This is a genomic window from Ectobacillus sp. JY-23, from assembly GCF_023022965.1.
GTDB lineage: Bacteria > Bacillota > Bacilli > Bacillales > Bacillaceae_G > Ectobacillus.
The window spans coordinates 1,001,484-1,021,692 of record NZ_CP095462.1; the positions used below are offsets into that span (position 1 = coordinate 1,001,484).

Here is a 20,209-nt window from a genome sequence, read left to right on the forward strand (position 1 = left end):
GGCCTTTTAGCAGGACCAATAGCACCTTCATTGAACTCTGACACATAAGCGTGTGGAATAAGTGAAAAGCCCCCTTATAAAACAGGGGGCTTTTCACTTATTCCAAAACAAGGTTTGCTGGCCTTGAGCAAGTATGATATGCAGCTTAATGCATATTACTATATAAAAAAGTGCCAAATACTGTAACCACTAACACCAAAGTAACTAACAGAGTGGTGTTGGATGAATACCATTTATGTTTCATGCCCTGTCCCCCCTCATTTCTTCTATCATAAACAATTTAAGAGAAAAGCAGGTTAACGAGCAATTACAGCATATTTACAATCTAAAGACAAACAAAAAACTTCTAACTAAAAACACTAACAGCATGGGCACAAATGCTACGCCGAGTACAATCTATATATAGTCAATACAAAATAAACAAGGCGCATGGATATTATATGTAAAGTACGCACAAAATCTTTTAATGAAGCAACTGCCATCCTAATAAATCAGCATGCACTTGACAGGCATGCTTGTTATTTCTATCATACAATTCTCCATAACTACCTGTTTCTTCATCATATACCATTGTATAAATAACTTGTCCATCCAGTTCAACAGACAATACAACGCCGCCTTTCATCTCTTCTACACGAATAACCGCACCTTCAGGCATTTTCATATCTATCATATCTCTTTCAAACATCATAAATCCCCCTTTGCGATGCAATACACTAAACAGTATACTAACAAAGAGAGCGCTAAAAATAAAGGGAAACTTCTGGTACACCACCTATATATGTACAAGTTAGAAAAACAACATGCTTTTTGACAATGCTCTCTTTCTGGTATATTAGGAAAGTTACTTATACGTAAGCTAGTAAACTCTTCCTCTGATTAGGACTAATTTTTATAACGAGGTGTTGCAATTGATTTTACATAAGGGGGATGTATTATTCAGGCAAGGAGAAGAAGGACCGCTATACTTTGTTGAAAGCGGACTACTAAAGATTGTTCGGTTGGATGAAGACGGATCGATGTTTTTGTTCAACATCATTACATCTGGGGAAACTATTCCACATCATTCTTTATTATCACCAAAAGAGTATCACGGCACAGCTATCGCACTCGTCAAAACCACCGTCCAGCTCATCTCACCGTCCGACTGGTACGAAAGACTTCACGATGATTCGAAAGCATATTATGAAGTTGCCTTGCAATTACAAGCGAAATTAAGAATTATGCAACAAAGAATTGACCATTTAACAGCATCCTCTCCAAAAGAACGCATGGAACGTTTGCAGTGTTGGTTTGCTTCTCACGTACAAAATGCTCACCTTACAGATATACTTAATCAAACTGAGATTTCTCAACTGCTTGGTCTGCGACGTGAAACAGTCAATAGAATTTTAAGAGAACAAAAAAAGTCGAGTGTGTAACTCTCGACTTTTTTGTTCTGTTATTCTAGGGCTACGCTCGGGCCAAAAAATTCATAATGAATATTCTCAGGCGCAATCCCTAAAGCAGTGACAGCCTGCTTAATATGTTGCATAAATGGTACTGGACCGCAGAAGTACACTTCCGCTTCACACGTTGGAATGATAGAGCGTAGCCACTCTACATCAATCAATCCTTCTTGATTAAACGCAAGATTGTGACGGTCTTTCTCTTCCGGTGCAGAATAGAAAGTGTATATATGCATATCATCTGTTTTAACACTCTTTACCTCTTCAGCAAATGCGTGCATACGTCCGTTTCGTGCTCCGTGTATAAAATATACTTCCCGTGTTGTGTACTTTAGTGCATGCAGCATGCTTAACATAGGAGTAATTCCAACGCCCCCGCTAATCAATATTACCGGTAGTGTACTTTGTTCGTTCAGTATGAAATCACCGGCTGGTGCACTAAGCTCTAATGTATCTCCTACACCGATATGATCGTGCAAATAATTTGAAACAAGTCCGGCAGGTTCTGTACTTTCACGTTTTACACTAATTCGATAATAGGGTGCTCCATTTTCTCCTGACAGGCTATATTGTCGATTTAACGTGTAATGCTCTCCTGGAATACTTACTTTAACTGTAACATATTGTCCTGGCTTAAATCCAGACAATGGTTTCTCATCTGCTGGTTGTAAATAGAATGAAGTAATCACTTCACTTTCTTGTATTTTCTTTACCACTGTAAAATGGCGAAATCCTGCCCAAGCTCTCTCTTTCGCTTCTTTATACATGTCTGCCTCAGCACTAATAAAAGCATCTGCAAGTACACCATAGGCCTCTGCCCATGCATCTAAAACTTCCTGCGGCGCATTCGCGACTTCTTGAATGGCTTGAAGTAAACAAGACCCAACAATCGGATATTGTTCTTTCACCACGCCAAGACTGCGATGTTTATGTGCTATTTGTTTCACTGCAGGCAAGATTGCTTCCAAATTTTCAATATGCACTGCAGCGGCGTAAACGGCATTTGCTAAAGCTTGTGGTTGACGCCCTTTTTTTTGATTTGCATGATTAAAAATGTTCAACAATTCAGGATATTTTGTAAACATAATTTCATAAAATCGAGTGGTAATTTCCCCCCCTCGCTCTTGCAGCAAAGGAACAGTGGCCTTAATGATGTCAATTGTATGCTTGCTTAATACCGTATTTGGTGTCATAGCGATTCCCCCTTTTTTCCTGTTATCATTATTATAAAAAATAACCATTTGCTTTGCTGTGACTATAATCACCATAACTATGATAACTATGTGACAAATACGTAAAGGAATTCTTCTTTTAGTTAGATTCGCCAGCAAAGGCATGATGCTCTATTTTTCAAGTAAGTGAAAGCTCATAATATATAAAAAGAAACGCAGCGCTAAGCGATGGGTTTCTTTCTGTATTATCTCTTCAAGTCCATTTTCATTCCGTGCTCTTTCACTATTTCAATGATATTAGGAAACTCTCCTTTTATATGCTGCAGGTAGTCTAAAATAAACAAATTATAGCCTTCATAATATCTTTCAATGGCTTTTCGCTGTGCTTCTGACAAATTACATGGCACAGTAAATTGAATCTCATACTGCCTATATCCGTTTTTCATCTGCTCTCCCTTGACAACTGTACCTTCTTTTATACCTAAGGTATTTTGAATTTTTGTAGGAAAAGTCAGTTTTAGATAATATTCGGGCTGCGCGGCAAGAGTGTTATATAATGCATGAGAAACTTGATAGGTTACCTTGTATTGAATGACTTGTGGATTGCTGACAATGATGAACCTTATAAGCTGCAAGTCCTTGTTTGAAACTTCTCCCATCGGCATCTCATTTACCGTTTGTTCTGGAAATGCAAAGAATTCTACCAATGCTGCCGTGTCTTCTTTACTCAATACATATAATTCTTTTTCTTTATTTTTTTTAATCCACCCCCTCCGATCCTCATTATGTATCCAAAGTTCATACAACTCCTTGTTATGTTCTCTTTCTATTGTTACAGTATAATCTGCTGCTGCTAATTGTAAATCTGCTTCCACACGCTCCGCTTTAGAAAGCAGGTTTACAATTAGTTCATGCTCTTTTACATTCCCAAACACTTTTACATCCCCTTTCTCTTTCATCACTATAATCCGAAGTGCTGCTGTATCCGATTGCTTTAGCTTTAGAGTTTGATTCATGCCGCACCCCATCAACAAAATAAGTATTAAAAATGAATATAGACCCTTAATAAAGAATTCGCCATAGGTGAGGGATTAAAAAAAGAGCCAGTTTGGCTCTTTTACAATCTAGTTCTGCAACACTCTTGGTATCCTCCATTTCTTGCATGCGCTTGTCCACATTTTGGACAAACCAAAAATCTAGAATTATTAAAACTACCTTTATCAAATACAAGTGCGCTCGACTTAAGGGAACGAACAAACATATAATACCCTAAAACTCCTATCATACTTACGGATACGAACAGAATGGCTAATAGCATGGCGTTCACCTCTTCTTTAATTTTCAGTCCTTTGGAACTATATCAAAATATTCGACACCAAAAAGGCTTTTCCTCTTTTAAAAAACAAAATATTATAACTATTAAAAACAAAGCTTCCGGCTAGCCGGAAGCTTCATGAACATTCAAAAAAGTCAATTCTATCTAAATCAAGACCTGTATACACCCATCTAAACTGGCTCGGTCTCCATCGATATCCAGCAATGGATGTGCGGCCTACGAACACAGGATAAAACCAGAATCCTCGATCATTCTGTAACCATATATACGTATAGCGAAACAAGCAACGCCGAATTCCTCCTGGATCAACCGCATATAATGAAGCTTGCGGTTTTTGTGGTGTATAGGAAGGAGGGGGACCTGGTGGCGGACCACTTTCTTGTCCGGGTGGAAACGATGGAAAGCCTCCTCCCTGTCCGGGCGGGTAACCACCTCCTGGCGGGAACGATGGAAAGCCTCCTCCCTGTCCGGGCGGGTAACCACCTCCTGGCGGGAACGGTGGAAAGCCTCCTCCCTGTCCGGGCGGGTAACCGCCTCCTGGGGAGAACGGTGGAAATCCCCCTCCCTGTCCGGGCGGGTAACCGCCTCCTGGGGGGAAAGGTGGAAATCCCCCTCCCTGTCCGGGCGGGAACGGTGAAAATGGCGGAAAACGCCCATCACTTTGAATCGGTGCATACCACGGGAACATTTGTCCATACGGATTATACATTTCATTCCTCCTTTACATAGTATCACTCCTATTTGTATGTCGGCGCAACTTGCCTCTTTCGCATACACACAAAATAAAAAAGGCTCACCTAAGCCTTTTATAAAAAACCGTATATGCTCATTTTATTAATTGATGCTTAAACGCATAAATTACTGCTTGTGTACGATCATTCACACCCAATTTATTCAAAATATTACTTACATGTGTTTTGACAGTTTTTAGCGCAATGAACAACGTGTCCGCAATATCTTGATTAGACTTACCTTCAGCCATGAGCAATAAAATTTCTCGTTCCCGGTCTGTTAACTCATCATGCAAATAATGTTCCGGCTTTTGACGCATTTTAGTGATCATTTTTCCGGTCACTTTTGGTTCTAATACAGCTTCTCCTTGATATGTAGCGCGCACTGCAGCTGCAATATCACTTGCTTTGGAGGTTTTCAACAAATAACTCATTGCTCCTGCTTCAATAGCTGGATATAGCTTTTCATCATCTAAAAAGCTTGTCACAACAACAATTTTTGCTTCCGACCAACTATCTATAATACGTTTTGTTGCTTCAATTCCGTCTATTCCGTCCATTACCAAATCCATTAAAATAATATCAGGACGTAAAGAAAGTGCCATCTCAACTCCTTTACTACCATTTTCTGCTTCCCCAACCACTTCTATGTCAGGTTGGGTCGCTAAATATGCACCTACTCCCATCCGTACCATCTCATGGTCATCTACAAGCAATACACGAATCATATGGATTCTCCTTTCTCTATAATGGGAACTTTCACTTCAATTTGCGTTCCTTTTTCTGGAAAACTAATGATTTTTAATACACCACCAATTTCTTGCACACGCTCTTGCATAGAAGTAAGACCATATGAGCCGGCTTTCCGATTATTCACATTAAATCCTACTCCATCGTCCAAAAGCTTTAAAATGGCGTATTGCTCAATTTTACGCAGACGGACCTCCATGCGCTTTGCTTTTGCGTGACGTAACGTGTTAGAGATCGCCTCCTGTACAATCCGAAACAAATGATCTTCAATTCCTTTTTCTAATTCAAGCGGCTCGATAAACCAGTCTATTTTGATTTGTTGTTTACTCGATAGCTCTTGCAGGAGCTCTTGTATCCCCTCCGCGAGTTTTTTACCTTCGAGTTGTATAGGCCTCAAGTGCAGTAATAACGCCCGCATTTCAGACTGCGCATATACAATCATCTGTTCAATCGTCTCAAGCTGCTTTTTATCTGGAAATTGCCTCTCATTTACAGCAGACATCATCATAGACACTGCAAATAACTGCTGGCTAACTGAATCATGCAATTCTCTCGCTAAACGATGACGTTCTTGTGCAATAGCTTTCTGGCGTATTTCCTCACCGCCGCTTACTTTTTCACTTGATAACTTTTGAAACACGACAGTCTGTTCCTCTAAACGCTTTCCCAAGGCAATGACTAGCTCTCCAACCTCTCCATATTCATGTAGTAATGGAAAATCTATATTTCGATAATTACCTCTATCTATATCCAACAATGCATTCGATAATCCATCTAATCTACGTTTCATGTAGTGCCCCATTGCATATCCCATACCTGCACCAAAAGCGGCACTCCCGGCAATGACAAATATGACAACAGGTATAGAAGCAACATTCCCCTCAATTAAAAAACTGTACAAGTCTTGCTTACTTTGCCATGCGTACGTTCCCGTTGCAAAAATGGATATGCCGAGACAAAGTAGTGTTGAATAATGAACATATGTCCATAGTACATTCTCTTTACTCATCACGCATATCTCACCTCCGTATCACCAATCAGTAATGTAGAAATGATTTTAATACGCCTTGGCGCTGCCTGATACGCTTCTGTAACGAGACATATATTTTTGTTAAATCCTTTTTCTTTGTACTCAAGCATAGAAATATTTCCAAGAAGAACTGAGTGATTTAAAGATATCTCAATATCATAAGGAACATATAGCCGAATGTTTCCTACTAAGCCGTGTATTACGAGAACCGTTTCTCCTTCAGGAATCATGGCTGTTGTTAGATCAATTTTCACATCACCAAGTCCATAGCGAATATTAATATCATGCAATTCATACACGCTACCCATCATATGGTAATTTCCGACTAGCATATTTTTAAAAAAGGGCTGTACTTGTACGATGCGCTTACCTTGAGTGCTTTCTACTAGCTTGGGAGTTACAACCCGCCTTTGATTACTCATAAGCAATTCATAGCCTCCATAAATTAAAAGCGTGACAAATACAAGTTGAAATGCCGCAGAAGAAAATACATTTACAATCAAGGTAAACACACCCACTAGAAAAAGCACATTTCCTCGCACCTTTTTTTCCTTTTTTCTGAAATATTGTCCAAGTAAAATAAGTGCCACAGAAAATACAAGTGCTACAGGCTCGAAGCGATGAAAAATAATATCCAACAACATGCCCAGCGCAAATATGATAAGCAGAGCCCCCATGATTTGTGTTTTGTAAAATGTTCGTTTCATTTCTGCCCTCCTTTCTATTACATACACGTCTCTGTTTACGTTATTTTTGAGTAGCCACAAAAGAAAAGGCATTGCCACCAATACCTTTTCTTGTACTACCAATATATCATACTCTAATGACTTAGTTATACAGATTGTTGTAAACGCTTTTCAAGTTGCGCAATTTTGTAGTCAAATCCATCTTGCTCTTCTCCTGAAACAACCTGTTTCTCGACTTGACGAATTTGCTCTTCTATTTCCTCAAAGCGTAAAAAGGAGCTTTGGCCTGAGATTTTATATAATGTATCATTGATGCGGCGCTGTACATTTGCAACATTCTCGCGCGCCATAAGCTCCATGCGTTTTGCATGCATCTCTTTTAGTTTATTTTTCATTTCTTCCAGGCGGAGTTGCAAATCCTCCACCTGTTCCCCTGTTGTTGCATGCATTTTCTCCAGACGAACCACCTGATCTTGGTAATAAGCGCTTTCCTGTTCTGCACGCTCTGCAAGCGTTACTTCTCCCGCCTGGTTAGCTATACCTGCTTGTTTAGCACGCTTCGCTACCATATAGCGAGCTTGTTCCAGCTCATGCATGAAATTCTTTTGCAGCATACGATGACGATCTACTAGTTTTTCAATTGTTTCTACCTCTTTCACGCCATCTCGTAAGTATTGGTTCAACAATGCAATGGGATTTTTCTTTTCCTGCGTTTCCAGTGCACTGTGTAAATCTGCTAACACAACGTCTCTCACTCTCTGCAATAATGTTTTTTTCATGTTAATCTCCCTTTCATGCTTAATATGTTTTCATAATGTGTTCCCATTCTTCATCAAAACTTTGAAACGAATGCTCTTCCTTTTTATTTCTACTTTTATAACCGTAATACAAAAGTGCTATTGCCCCCATACCTATGATGGCTGGAAAATTCCCAAACAAGATTGATAAGCCTACCAACCCAAGAATGCCCCAACCAAGCTTACTAAGCACTGTTTTTGCTCTAAGCATGGATTTACAGCTCCAATAACATAGTGCAGCACCGATTCCAAAGCCAATAAGATGCCCTAGGCTAGCAAATGCAATTAAAACCAATATACCTGCTGCTAATATCGTTAGAAACTTTTTCACTTTTCGCCGCCTCCTTTCAATTTGATATTTCTATCTTACCGAAAATAAAAAGGAGTCATAACGTACTTATGATGTGTTTTGTAATGGGACTTTAGACCTATACAATCTCAGTCTTATGTGCTGTATACATGTAAGAATGGTAAGAGAGAAAAAACAAACCTTGTGCAACTATGCTAAGTAAGGACAGCCTGTGTTCCATACAACTGTATAATACCTATATTTGCATTCTCCTATTTCCATAAATCAGAAAGAAAAAACAATTAAAATTATACATGAAAAGACCTCATGCAAATTTGCATGAGGTCTTTGAACTAGGAAGCTTTTACTTCATTTAAATATTGCTCACCTTGCTTAGCGTCATATTGTCCTTCCCATTTAGACATTACAACTGCTGCCAAGGAGTTTCCTACTACGTTAACTGCAGTACGTGCCATATCAAGGATACGATCAATTCCCGCAATAAATGCAAGACCTTCTGCTGGAATGCCCACTGTTCCTAATGTTGCTAATAAAACGACAAACGATACACCCGGAACACCAGCAATACCTTTAGACGTTACCATCAACACAAGAAGAAGGGTAATTTGTTCAGAAAGCGACAAGTCAATACCATACATTTGCGCCAAGAAAATAGCCGCAATGGCTTGGTACAGTGTAGAACCGTCAAGATTAAATGAGTATCCCGTTGGAATTACAAAGGAAGTAACCGCTTTTGGGCAACCAAAGCGCTCCATCTTTTCCATAATCTTCGGTAACACTGTCTCAGAACTTGCTGTAGAGTAAGCCAAAATCAGTTCATCTTTTAATATTTTCAAGAAATTAAAAATATTAACTCCTACCATTTTTGCTACAACACCAAGAACAACAATAACAAAGAAAATCATAGAGCCGTATACAACAAGCACAAGCTTACCTAGTGGAATAAGAGAGCTTACACCAAACTTAGAAACTGTCACACCAATCAGTGCGAATACACCAAACGGCGCAAATTTCATTACTTGGTTCGTTACGTAAAACATTGCTTCCGATACACCTTCAAAAAAGCGAAGAACCGGCTTACCCTTCTCTCCAATTGCTGCAATTCCTAATCCGAACAATACAGAGAAGAAAATGATGGCAAGCATATCACCTTTTGCTAAAGCATCAATGATATTTGTAGGGACAATATTGACAAATGTATCCGCCATAGAATGACTTTTCACTTCTTCTGTTGTACCAAGATAAGAAGAAATATCTGTTTCTTGCAGATTTTTTGTATCTACACCGGCACCAGGCTGGAATACGTTTGCGATTAAAAGACCTAACACAATAGCTACAGTCGTAATAATCTCAAAGTATAAAATTGTCTTTCCACCTAATTTACCAAGCTTTTTAACATCGCCTACCCCTGCGACGCCAACCACAATACTTGCCACAACGATTGGAATAACAATCATTTTAATAAGTCGGATAAAAATAGTTCCGATTGGTTGTAGGTACGTAGCAACTGCATCGTTACCATAAAAAATGGCACCCACAGCAATACCAACTGCGAGACCAATTAAGATTTGCCAAGCTAATCCTAACTTTTTCATACAAAGCCCCCTTTTAAAGTTACTAGTCTACCATTTTCCCACAAAAGTATTCGTAAATCTACTTTTGTAAAATATTGTTAGACAATTCAATATTTAGCCCCTCGAACTAATATCATATAGTAAATTCCTTGTTATGACAACATAGTAAATGTCATTTCAAAAAAATCACTCTAATTTGTTAGCAATTTTTCTTTCATAAATATATTTGTATATTCTCTTATTTTATCTATATTTTTCAAAAAACCTTCTATATAAGATCACTGAGAGACATAAAACCAAGGTGAAAATCATCCGAGAAATAATTTTATATCATGAAATAACATTCCAGATTTAATCGCAATTTTCTTTATGATAGTATCCTGATATAACAAATTGAATCATTTGCAAAAAAATGAATTTAATATTTATTTTTCTATCAATGTTTAAAAAATATCAATATAATATTAAGTTCATGTTACATTTTCTTATATTCCTAGATTCCCACTTTATTGGTATGGTATATAAATTATGTTGGACAGGGAAAGGAGACAGAAGCACTGTGAAGAACAAAAATATTATTACTCTCATGACAGCTGGCGCCCTCCTCGCTTCCCCGGTGCTTGTACATGCAGAAACGGATCAAAACAAATTGAATCGTATTCAGTCTGAACTGCAAGGGAATCAACAGGAGCTGCAAAACAAACAGCAAGAAAAAGGACAAATTGAGCAAGACATACAAGATTTACAGCAAAAGTTAGATGAGTTAAACACTGCGATTACCACAAATCAAAAAGAATTGAGCGATACACAAGAAGCAATTCGCAAAACAGAAGAAGAAATTACCAAGAAGAAAGAACATATTGCCTATCTGCAAGTACAAATTGAAAAAAGACAGGAAGTTATTAAACAACGCTTACAAACGGTACAGGAACAACCAAGAACCAACTTAATTACTGAAGTTCTTATCAATGCAAAAAACTTGGCAGAGCTTTTAGAAAACTTGTATTCTATTAACCTTATCTTAAATTCTGATAATGACATAGTAAAAGAGCAAGTCCGTGATCAAAAAGCCGTTGAAAAAGAAACACTTGCTGTTGAAGCAAAAGAACGTGATTTGAAAGATTATGAAGCAAAACTCACCGCTAAAGAACAAGAGCTGGATATAAACAAGCAACAAGAGCAGCGAATTTTAGGCGAGTTGAGTGCAAAATTAGCACAAACAAATTCTGAGATTGAAAGTGCAGAAGAAGTTGTATCTCTATTGGAGGCACAAAGACAAGCTGTACAAGCAAATATCGCAGCTGCTGAGCGTGCTAAGCAAGAAGCAATTAGACAACAAGAAGCTGCCAAAAATAATAATGGAACTGTAAGTGCACCATCACCTTCCAAACCAGTAGCTCCCCCAGCGAGCAACACAGGGGGCTTCATTAAACCGGCAGCAGGCGCATTTACATCTGGATTCGGTCCTCGTGTTGTTAACGGAAAACCTGGATTCCATTATGGTGTTGATATTGCGCAGGGTGGTCATGTTCCTATTGTTGCAGCAGCAGGAGGTGTTGTTATTAAAGCACACTACTCCAGCAGTTACGGTAATGTTATTTATATGACACATAACATTAGTGGCAAGCAATATACAACTGTTTATGCCCATCTTGCTTCCATGAATGTATCCGCAGGACAAATAGTTTCCCAAGGTCAGCAAATTGGAGTGATGGGAAACACTGGACAATCCTATGGTCAACACTTGCATTTTGAACTACATGTAGGTGCATGGAATGCAGCAAAAAGCAATGCTGTAAATCCAGTCCCATACTTACGATAAAAAAAAGCGGGCACTTAGGTGCCTGCTTTTTTATAATATTTGTAGCGCATGTAAAAACACGACGATAACAGTAATCGGTACAACATATTTTAACAAGTAGAACCAAACATTGAACAGCGCCTGCCCTCGCTTCGTAACACCTAGCTCTGCTTTAAGCACAGCGCGCCTCATCTTAGACGGAACGAATAGAGAAATACTTAGTACCCCTAGCGGCAATAATATATTACTTACTACATAATCGACTATATCAAACACCGTTTTATTAAATATCTGTATTTTCCCCATCACACCGAAAGATAAAGCTGATGGAATTCCTACCATAAAAATGAGAGTTCCCAAGGTAATAGATAAGCGTAGACGCTTTTCCACTTGATTCCCTCCAGCAGCTGCTACTACAATTTCCAGCATTGAAACAGCAGACGTGATAGTTGCAAAAAAGAACAATAATAAAAAGGCAAGAAAAAAGATAGATCCCATTGGAATTTGTTCAAACACAGCAGGCAATACGATAAAAAGTAAGCCTGGGCCTTCAGTAGGTTTCATTCCAAGCGCAAACACACCCGGGAAAATAGCCAATCCTGCCAATACAGTAATAAATAATGTTAGTCCCACAATAGAAGTGGCAGACTTTACAAGACTCTCTTCTTTTCGCAGATACGAACTGTATGTGACCATAACAGATGCACCGACCGTCAGTGAGAAAAACGATTGTCCCATCGCATACAATATGCCTTCAGCTGTCAATTTTGAAAAATCTGGCTTTAAAATAAATGTTACTCCTTCCATTGCTCCATCTAATGTTAAGGAGCGTACAATTAGTAGTAAAAATAAAATAAATAGTGCAGGCATCATATACTTATTGGCCTTTTCAATTCCTTTTTCCACACCTCGGCTGACAATAAAGATGGTAATAGCTAAAAATATACCTTGTGCAATAACAGCACTATACGGATTTGCAATTGTTTGTCCGAATAATGTTTCAAAACCGCTTACCTCTCTCCATAATCGACCCGACAAAGCATAATACATATATAATAAAATCCAACCGCCAACCACACTGTAAAAAGACAGAACTAAAAAGCTTGTCACGACCCCTAGGCGGCCAATCCATGGATACAAACGACCTGGTACTAGTTTTTTATAAGCAGTAACCGCTTCAGATTGCGTACTGCGTCCAATCACAAATTCAGCCAATAATAACGGCATGCCTATAAGAAGCGTGAACAGGATAAAGATTAAGAAAAAGGCTCCTCCTCCTCCGCTTCCAGCTACATAAGGAAACTTCCATATTGCACCGAGTCCAATAGCAGCGCCAGCTGATGCCAAAATAAAACCTAACTTTGATGTCCATTGCTGTGTTTTTTCCACACTTTTCTCTCCTTTTCACTGTTATTAGTATCGGAACTTCCCTTCACTTCATACTGTTCACCTCCTTTTGCACGCAAAAAAGTCCTCTGCAAATATTGCAGAGGACGATATGTATTACCGCGGTGCCACCTCAATTGGATTCCAAATCCCACTTTTTCAGGTACACATGATACCCTATCCTTTTAACGGCGGAACCCGGGCTGCCTACTCATCTTTCAACAAGCCTCTCACAAGTCCATTCTGTATATCGTATCGTACCAGGTTCACACCTATCCCCAGCTCTCTGAACGCTTCTTATATACATACTACTCTTGTTCACTGATTTACTGTCTTTGAATTAAGGTAATTATATACTAGTATAATAGGTTTGTAAAGATATAAGAATTTAAAAACCAGGCTGCATTCGCAGCCTGGTTTTTAGTTTACAACTTTAGAATCTTTTAACTTGTCACGAAGTACCATTTGCAGAATACCCCCGTGACGGTAATAATCGATTTCTACTTCAGAATCAAAACGTGCAATTGCTTCAAAGTGCTTTGCATTTCCTTCCGGATCGATTGCAGTTACTTTTACGATATCACGAGGCTTTACGTACTCGTCAACTTGTACTTCGAATGACTCATTACCGATTAGACCTAGTGTTTCCGCGTTTTCGCCTTCTTTAAATTGAAGAGGAAGAACGCCCATCAATACAAGGTTACTGCGATGAATGCGCTCAAAGCTTTCGGCAATAACTGTTTTAATACCAAGTAGATTTGTTCCTTTTGCAGCCCAGTCACGAGAGCTTCCCATGCCATAATCTTTGCCAGCAATAATCATCAAGCCCGTACCGTCTTGTTTGTATTTCATTGCTGCATCATAAATGGACATGACTTCACCTGTTGGCCAGTATGTTGTATAGCCACCTTCTGTTCCAGGAGCAATCTGGTTTTTAATGCGAATGTTCGCGAACGTTCCTCTCATCATAACTTCATGATTACCGCGACGAGAACCATAAGAGTTAAAATCTACCGGTTGTACACCTTGAGATAGTAAATACTGACCTGCTGGTGTATGCTTAGCAATAGAACCTGCCGGAGAAATATGGTCTGTTGTTACAGAATCACCAAATTTACCCACAACACGAAGTGCCTTCAAAGGTTCTACTTCTTTTGGATCTTTTGATAACCCCTCAAAGAACGGTGGGTTTTGAATATATGTGGATGTGTTATCCCACGTATAAAGCGCTTCGTTAGATGTTTGAATTTCATTCCAACGCTCATTGCTATCAAATACGCGCTCATATTCTTTCTTAAACAACTCAGCAGTTACTACAGAAGACACAACTTCTTGAATCTCATCAGCAGTTGGCCAAATATCGTTAAAGTAGATCGGATTGCCGTTCTCATCTTTACCAAGTGCATCTTTACGAAGGTCAATATCAACTGTTCCTGCAATCGCATATGCAACTACTAACGGCGGAGACGCCAAATAGTTTGCTTTTACAAGCGGGTGAATACGACCTTCAAAGTTACGATTACCAGATAATACAGACGTTACAAGCAAATCATTTTCTGCAATCGCCTTTTCAAGCTCTGGTGCCAACGGACCGGAGTTACCGATACACGTTGTACATCCGTAGCCAACTGTATTAAAGCCCAAATCATTCAAATAAGGCGTAAGACCTGCTTTATCTAAATACTCGGTAACAACTTTAGAGCCTGGAGCCAAAGATGTTTTTACATAGCTAGGTACTTTCAAGCCTTTTTCCACTGCTTTTTTCGCAACCAAACCTGCGCCTACAAGAACATATGGATTGGATGTGTTCGTACAGCTTGTAATCGCAGCAATCGCGATTGCACCTGTTTTCATCGTTACTTCATTTCCATCCAAAGTCACTTTCATTTCCTTTTCTAGTTCTTTATCCAAGAATCCAAAGCCTTGGTTGCCCACTGGCGCCACCACTGCCTTGCGGAAAGATTCTTGCATATCAGAAAGTGTAATTAAGTCTTGCGGGCGTTTCGGACCGGAAAGACTTGGTTCAATTGTTGTGAGATCAATGTGTACCAAATCCGTGTAAATTGGATCTTCGCTGTCTGGTGTGTAGAACAGATCATTTGCTTTGCAATATTGCTCTACAATATGAATTTGCTCTTCACTTCTACCTGTTAAGCGCAGGTAGTTAAGAGAAATATCATCGATTGGGAAGAACCCGCATGTTGCGCCGTACTCTGGTGCCATGTTAGAAATCGTTGCGCGGTCCGCAAGCGGCATGCTTACAAGTCCCGGTCCAAAGAACTCAACAAATTTGCCAACTACACCTTTTTGACGTAGTACTTGCGTTACTTTTAATGCAATATCCGTTGCAGTTACCCCACTTGGTAACGTTCCTGTTAGCTTTACGCCAATTACTTCCGGAACTGGGAAATAAGAAGGCTGTCCTAGCATTCCAGCTTCTGCTTCAATACCACCAACACCCCATCCAAGTACGCCGATACCGTTAATCATTGTTGTGTGAGAGTCTGTTCCCACCAATGTGTCCGGATAAGCAAGCATCTCATCGCCCACTTGCTGTACATGTACAACTGGTGCCAAATACTCAAGGTTTACTTGGTGTACAATACCAGTTGCAGGTGGAACGGCACGGTAGTTGTCAAACGACTTTTGTGCCCAACTCAAGAATTTATAACGCTCTTCGTTTCGCTTAAACTCTAAATCCATATTAAATTGCAAAGCATCTGCAGTACCTGCTTTATCAACCTGTACAGAGTGGTCAATAACAAGATCTACTGTAATTTCTGGATTGATTTTGTCTGGGTCCCCGCCCATATCAGCCATTGCTTTGCGCAAAGAAGCTAAATCTACAACAGCTGGAACACCTGTGAAATCCTGGAGAATAACACGTGAAGGCTTAAACGGTACATCGATATCTTTCACATCGTTTGTACCCCATTTTGCAAGGTTTTCTACGTGCTCTTCTTTAATCACACGTCCATCGACTTGGCGTAATACAGACTCTAGCAATACTTTAATAGAATAAGGTAAACGTGAAACATTTCCTATTCCAGCGTCTTCAAGCGCTTTCAAACGATAGTATTGATACGTTTTCCCATCTGCCGTAAATAAAGAACGCGCATGAAATGGATCTTTAACCATTGTAAATCCCCCCTGTTAAACGTAAACAAAAATCTGAATATAAAGTGTATACAAACTTTTCTATACCTTACGATAATATATTATTACAACTTGGAACATAAGTAAATAATAAGAAACTTATAGTGCATAATAAGATTTGTTTATACATGGGGGTTTTTCTGCTATTTTACGCTTATCAAATTTTTATTTACAGAAAAAGTGAATGTGATGTTATAGTTTTTTATTTGTCTAAAATAATAAAATGGATATTTTCTATTACAAAGGGGTCGTTTGCATGAATAAATATTTGTTCTTAATGCTTTTTTTTGTATTGTTTTGTTGTGGATGTAGTACAAAAACGATAAACAAACCCAAAATAAAAGAGCATTCTTTTAAAATTGTTACAGAAGAAACTTTTAGCGATACAAATGAATGCGTTGTTCATGTGACAACGGAAGCAGCGAACGAGCAAGATTTAGACAAAGTTGCGAAAAAAGTGATGCAGCATTATGAAGATAAGGGATTAGATGATGTACATTTGTATATGCATCAACCAGATAATCAAAAAGGTTACGGTATGCTCCGAGCACATACCTTTATTGCTTATACCGAAAAGGGAGCAGAACAGGTTGGCCTCCAGGCGCCTCAATCATATAGGGTAGACATGCTACAAAGATGAATGGAGTCGGGCTGATAAAGCAATACTATTAGCAGGAGGTGATATTGATGGGAAAAAGAAAAGCTAATCACGTAATTCCTGGAATGAACGCTGCTTCTGCACAAGGACAGGGTGCAGGATATAATGAAGAACTTTCTAATGAACCATTAACTCCAGAACAACGTCAAAATAATAAAAAACGAAAAAAGAATCAATAAAATTAAAAACAAACCGCGAAATCGCGGTTTGTTTTATTGGTATGAATCCATGTCGTTCATTATTTTTTGTACTTGTTGTTCGTAGTTTTCTAATTGTTGACGTTGCGTTTCTGAAGCTGTTTCTAATGCATTTTGAATTTGCTTGTATGCTTGCTCTACTTCTTGGCGAAGCTCTTTTAAATGATGCCCATATTCAGGATCATTTGTCACAAGATTGTGCTCACCTTCAGTAGCCTTTTTAACACCTTGTTGTGCTGCTTGAAACGCTTGTTGTTTATCTTTATGATATGGCATGCGTATCTCTCCTTCTCATCTATTCACTTTAGCTTTTGCTGTTTCATTAAAAACATACGCGTATAAACAAGGAAGTGAAAAACCATGCTAGTAGCAGGGGGTGAGCACAATGGAAAAAAACAATGCAAAATCAATTCGCCGAAACTCTCCAAAAGATGGCGGAGGACAACCAGAACCAATGAGCGGTTCTCATAAAGTAAAAAACCAAAAGCATACGCGTCAAAAGCATCATGCACATCATGATCAATAAATAAACTTTACCTTTTAGTAGCTTGCGTACAATCACGCAAGCTGCTTTCTCTGTAACTGCAATAGTAAAGCGCGAGCATAAAAACTACTTGTTACTTATGCTCTTGCGTAGCACAAATCCTCCATAATTTCTGGCCATCGTTACATATTGCCCGTTCTTCTCTTACATCTAAAAGAATGTTAATTTTTTTTACTTGTACATATCTATCTGTATTCATAACAATGCGTGTTTTAACATAGGTATTAATGATATTCCGCATATTGCTAACCTTTTTTATCTCCTGGTCGTCTTCCTTATTTTCCAAGAGCTTGTCTGTTTCTTTTCACCTCTTCCTTTTCAATGAATACCCTGTATTAATTAGAAGTTATGGAGGGTTTGGCGTTATGTGCTCAAAGAAAAAAAAGGATTGCTTTTTGCGCATTGAGGGGTTCGAGCAATGGATGAATCAATTTTTGTCCGACCCGTTTGCACTGCATTATCCTGATGGTATTAGCGTAGATTTATTTGAAACAGAATTGGAATATATTATAGAAGCCGACCTTCCGACTTCTTGCCGTAAACAAGTATGCATTGAAAAGACGGAAAATGGCTTGTGTATTCTTATGAAGAACAACGATTATACATTAAAACGTGACATTGCATTACCTATCAATATTATGCATAAAAAAATGGTCGCCTCGTTCGAAAACGGATTTCTTGAAATTCATATCTCTCGCAATCAATCAGCACAGAATGAGCCGATTATTCGATTTGAAGACTAACCATAATAGTTACAGACATAGAAAAACCTTGCGCATGCAAGGTTTTTCTCGTATACCAGCCAGGTCACGCATGGAGCTCAGCGTCCTTCTGACCTGTTCTCTCTCGACTTCTTAGTAAAATATGCACGAATAATAAAAATGGAAAACCAAGTGCACATACACCAGCTAATAACATAAATACAATATTTCCACTATTATAGCCATAGTGACTTAAGAGAGCCCCACCCAGCCATGGTCCCAGTACTCCTCCCAAACCGCTGAAGCTCATTGCCCCAAAATAAGTGCCTTTTAAATGTGCAGGGGCCAATTCATCGAGAAACACATCCGTCATAGAAAACATGAATACCTCACCAATTGTAAACAGAATAGTGCAGGCATAAAGCATCCAGCTTTCCTGTACAAACCCGTAACCGATAAGTCCCAAACTCACAGTAATTCCTCCTACCATGATACAAGTCAGAGAAGAATACTTTTTAGCAACACGTGTAACCGGATATTGTAGAAGTAGTACAGTCACTGCATTTAGCATCAAGACATATGAAAATAGTTCGACTCCATTTTCAAAGACCGGCGCGTTTGCTAGATATTGTGACAGTGTAGAAGAAAAATGAGCGTACCCTGAATTGTTAAATATGATTCCTAAAATAAATAGTAACAATATTGTATCTTTTCGCAATACATGGAGGGCTTTACTTATCGTAACCGTTTCTTTTGTAACTGGTTTCTCTGGTAATTCATATTTATTAAATTGAATCAATAACGAAAAAGCATATGTCGTATATACAAATACAGCAACAAGAAATGGAATAGTGGATTTAGCTGTACCCAGCTGCAGTCCAATAAACGGTCCAATCGCTGCCCCTACATTAATTGCCGCGTAACGCAAATTGAAGATCATTAAGCGATTTTCTTGTTTTGTTAAATCGGATAATAAAGCACGGGAGGCAGGCTCAAAAAATGCCCGACAAATACCATTCAAAGCATTCAAAATAAAAAATATCCATACTGTATCCGCAAACACAAACCCAATAAATACAAACGTCCAAATTACAATTGAGCTCATCATAATCTTGCGGCGGCCATATCGATCAGATAAGCTACCTCCAATAAAGCCGGCAAACACACCAACGAGCATGCTCGTTCCTATTATAGCTCCAGTGATTACCGGTGAAACATGCTTGACGGTAGTTAAATAAATAGCTAAAAATGGCATACTCATCGAGGTAGCTAATCGTGCAAATAGCGTGCCGATAATCACATTGATTGCTAGCGGATGAATTGACTTTACATTGTTCATTTCCATTTTACACCTTCTTAAAAAGACAATAAGATGATTGCATTCGTTATCTTTTTAAAAAACCCTTTCTATCGTACAAATATTTTTAGTGATATATGACACTCACCGAGTCCATACAAAAAAGACCAAGACTTTGGTCTCCTTAATACATATAGCTACCTCTCCGTACGCGTCAACTCGATATTCATATCATAATCAAAACGAAGAGACTTAATGACCTCTTCTAGCGGTATATCAACATCATACCTTGTATTAAATTCATGCACCCAGCTTGCTATCTCTTCGCGATCATATGTATAACATCCGCTTTGCCAACTTTTCATATCACAGCTATTGTGAATACAAATTTGAATGAGTAATTGCTGATATATATGTGAAAGTCCCTGTTTCTTTGTAATTAAATCTTGTAAGTAAAAGGCATCAAATTTAACACTTTCCTTGTTGTAACCTTTCATCGCATCCACCAGCTGCTGTATATCCCGATACGTTTCTGATATTTGTGTGTTCAAACAAAGCAATGCGTCTATGCCAGCTTTACGGGAAATTAGTTCTCTCAATATGAACGCCTCCTCTCAATTCCACAACTTATATAT

21 protein-coding genes and 1 other annotated feature are annotated in these 20,209 nt (G+C 38.7%); of the genes, 6 read left to right on the top strand and 15 right to left on the bottom strand.

What is annotated here, in order from left to right; genetic code table 11:
- Positions 1-463: 463 nt before the first annotated feature.
- Positions 464-688 carry a hypothetical protein gene (locus tag MUG87_RS05245; RefSeq protein ID WP_247087515.1) on the bottom strand — a complete coding sequence of 75 codons (225 nt, stop codon included), beginning with the start codon at positions 686-688 and terminating at the stop codon, positions 464-466.
- Between the two features lie 223 nt (positions 689-911).
- Between MUG87_RS05245 and MUG87_RS05250 the strand changes: the two genes are divergently transcribed.
- On the top strand, positions 912-1,421 hold the full coding sequence (locus MUG87_RS05250; RefSeq protein WP_247086223.1) for a Crp/Fnr family transcriptional regulator: 510 nt from the start codon (positions 912-914) through the stop codon (positions 1,419-1,421).
- 20 nt (positions 1,422-1,441) lie between these two features.
- Here the strand turns inward: MUG87_RS05250 and hmpA are convergent, their stop codons facing one another.
- The 9 genes from hmpA to gltP form a co-directional block, all read right to left on the bottom strand.
- A complete protein-coding gene (gene hmpA, locus MUG87_RS05255) occupies positions 1,442-2,641 on the bottom strand; it encodes an NO-inducible flavohemoprotein (protein ID WP_247086226.1) in 1,200 nt (399 codons plus the stop codon).
- Positions 2,642-2,865: 224 nt separating this feature from the next.
- A complete protein-coding gene (locus MUG87_RS05260) occupies positions 2,866-3,636 on the bottom strand; it encodes a YhfM domain-containing protein (protein ID WP_247086228.1) in 771 nt (256 codons plus the stop codon).
- A gap of 435 nt (positions 3,637-4,071) precedes the next feature.
- Positions 4,072-4,665, bottom strand: coding sequence for a hypothetical protein (locus tag MUG87_RS05265; protein WP_247086230.1), 594 nt, complete (start codon positions 4,663-4,665; stop codon positions 4,072-4,074).
- Positions 4,666-4,782: 117 nt separating this feature from the next.
- A complete protein-coding gene (locus tag MUG87_RS05270; RefSeq protein ID WP_247086232.1) occupies positions 4,783-5,415 on the bottom strand; it encodes a response regulator in 633 nt (210 codons plus the stop codon).
- On the bottom strand, positions 5,412-6,449 hold the full coding sequence (locus tag MUG87_RS05275; protein WP_247086234.1) for a sensor histidine kinase: 1,038 nt from the start codon (positions 6,447-6,449) through the stop codon (positions 5,412-5,414). Before MUG87_RS05275 ends, MUG87_RS05270 begins: the two co-directional genes overlap by 4 nt.
- The gene (liaF, locus tag MUG87_RS05280) at positions 6,446-7,174 is read right to left on the bottom strand and encodes a cell wall-active antibiotics response protein LiaF (RefSeq protein ID WP_247086236.1); all 729 of its coding nucleotides are present in this window, start codon (positions 7,172-7,174) and stop codon (positions 6,446-6,448) included. The genes MUG87_RS05275 and liaF overlap by 4 nt, the downstream gene beginning before the upstream one ends.
- A gap of 125 nt (positions 7,175-7,299) precedes the next feature.
- The gene (locus MUG87_RS05285) at positions 7,300-7,932 is read right to left on the bottom strand and encodes a PspA/IM30 family protein (RefSeq protein WP_247086238.1); all 633 of its coding nucleotides are present in this window, start codon (positions 7,930-7,932) and stop codon (positions 7,300-7,302) included.
- A gap of 19 nt (positions 7,933-7,951) precedes the next feature.
- Positions 7,952-8,281 carry a lmo0954 family membrane protein gene (locus MUG87_RS05290; RefSeq protein ID WP_124563821.1) on the bottom strand — a complete coding sequence of 110 codons (330 nt, stop codon included), beginning with the start codon at positions 8,279-8,281 and terminating at the stop codon, positions 7,952-7,954.
- Positions 8,282-8,592: 311 nt separating this feature from the next.
- Positions 8,593-9,855, bottom strand: coding sequence for a glutamate/aspartate:proton symporter GltP (gltP, locus tag MUG87_RS05295; protein ID WP_247086240.1), 1,263 nt, complete (start codon positions 9,853-9,855; stop codon positions 8,593-8,595).
- 565 nt (positions 9,856-10,420) lie between these two features.
- On the opposite strand from gltP, the gene MUG87_RS05300 reads away from it, so the two are divergent.
- Complete coding sequence (locus MUG87_RS05300) at positions 10,421-11,656, top strand: murein hydrolase activator EnvC family protein (RefSeq protein ID WP_247087517.1); 1,236 nt, start codon at positions 10,421-10,423, stop codon at positions 11,654-11,656.
- A gap of 30 nt (positions 11,657-11,686) precedes the next feature.
- Here the strand turns inward: MUG87_RS05300 and MUG87_RS05305 are convergent, their stop codons facing one another.
- Together MUG87_RS05305 and acnA are read right to left on the bottom strand one after the other, a co-directional pair.
- The gene (locus MUG87_RS05305; protein WP_247086242.1) at positions 11,687-13,024 is read right to left on the bottom strand and encodes a sodium-dependent transporter; all 1,338 of its coding nucleotides are present in this window, start codon (positions 13,022-13,024) and stop codon (positions 11,687-11,689) included.
- A gap of 97 nt (positions 13,025-13,121) precedes the next feature.
- Positions 13,122-13,352: a binding site (T-box leader), on the bottom strand.
- Between the two features lie 89 nt (positions 13,353-13,441).
- On the bottom strand, positions 13,442-16,159 hold the full coding sequence (gene acnA / locus MUG87_RS05310; protein WP_247086244.1) for an aconitate hydratase AcnA: 2,718 nt from the start codon (positions 16,157-16,159) through the stop codon (positions 13,442-13,444).
- 274 nt (positions 16,160-16,433) lie between these two features.
- Between acnA and MUG87_RS05315 the strand changes: the two genes are divergently transcribed.
- Positions 16,434-16,817 (top strand): hypothetical protein, encoded by a 384-nt coding sequence (locus tag MUG87_RS05315; protein WP_247086246.1) that lies wholly within the window; start codon positions 16,434-16,436, stop codon positions 16,815-16,817.
- A gap of 47 nt (positions 16,818-16,864) precedes the next feature.
- Complete coding sequence (gene sspO, locus MUG87_RS05320) at positions 16,865-17,014, top strand: small acid-soluble spore protein SspO (RefSeq protein WP_124563799.1); 150 nt, start codon at positions 16,865-16,867, stop codon at positions 17,012-17,014.
- Between the two features lie 33 nt (positions 17,015-17,047).
- Here sspO and MUG87_RS05325 read toward each other — a convergent pair whose 3' ends face one another.
- Positions 17,048-17,308, bottom strand: a complete 261-nt coding sequence (locus MUG87_RS05325; protein ID WP_247086247.1) for a hypothetical protein — start codon at positions 17,306-17,308, stop codon at positions 17,048-17,050.
- 109 nt (positions 17,309-17,417) lie between these two features.
- Between MUG87_RS05325 and MUG87_RS05330 the strand changes: the two genes are divergently transcribed.
- Positions 17,418-17,558 (top strand): small acid-soluble spore protein P, encoded by a 141-nt coding sequence (locus tag MUG87_RS05330; protein WP_124563797.1) that lies wholly within the window; start codon positions 17,418-17,420, stop codon positions 17,556-17,558.
- Positions 17,559-17,941: 383 nt separating this feature from the next.
- On the top strand, positions 17,942-18,319 hold the full coding sequence (locus tag MUG87_RS05335; protein ID WP_247086249.1) for an Hsp20 family protein: 378 nt from the start codon (positions 17,942-17,944) through the stop codon (positions 18,317-18,319).
- Positions 18,320-18,383: 64 nt separating this feature from the next.
- Here the strand turns inward: MUG87_RS05335 and MUG87_RS05340 are convergent, their stop codons facing one another.
- Together MUG87_RS05340 and MUG87_RS05345 are read right to left on the bottom strand one after the other, a co-directional pair.
- Positions 18,384-19,616 (bottom strand): MDR family MFS transporter, encoded by a 1,233-nt coding sequence (locus MUG87_RS05340; RefSeq protein ID WP_281503677.1) that lies wholly within the window; start codon positions 19,614-19,616, stop codon positions 18,384-18,386.
- Between the two features lie 155 nt (positions 19,617-19,771).
- The gene (locus MUG87_RS05345) at positions 19,772-20,173 is read right to left on the bottom strand and encodes a hypothetical protein (protein ID WP_247086251.1); all 402 of its coding nucleotides are present in this window, start codon (positions 20,171-20,173) and stop codon (positions 19,772-19,774) included.
- Between the last annotated feature and the right edge of the window lie 36 nt (positions 20,174-20,209).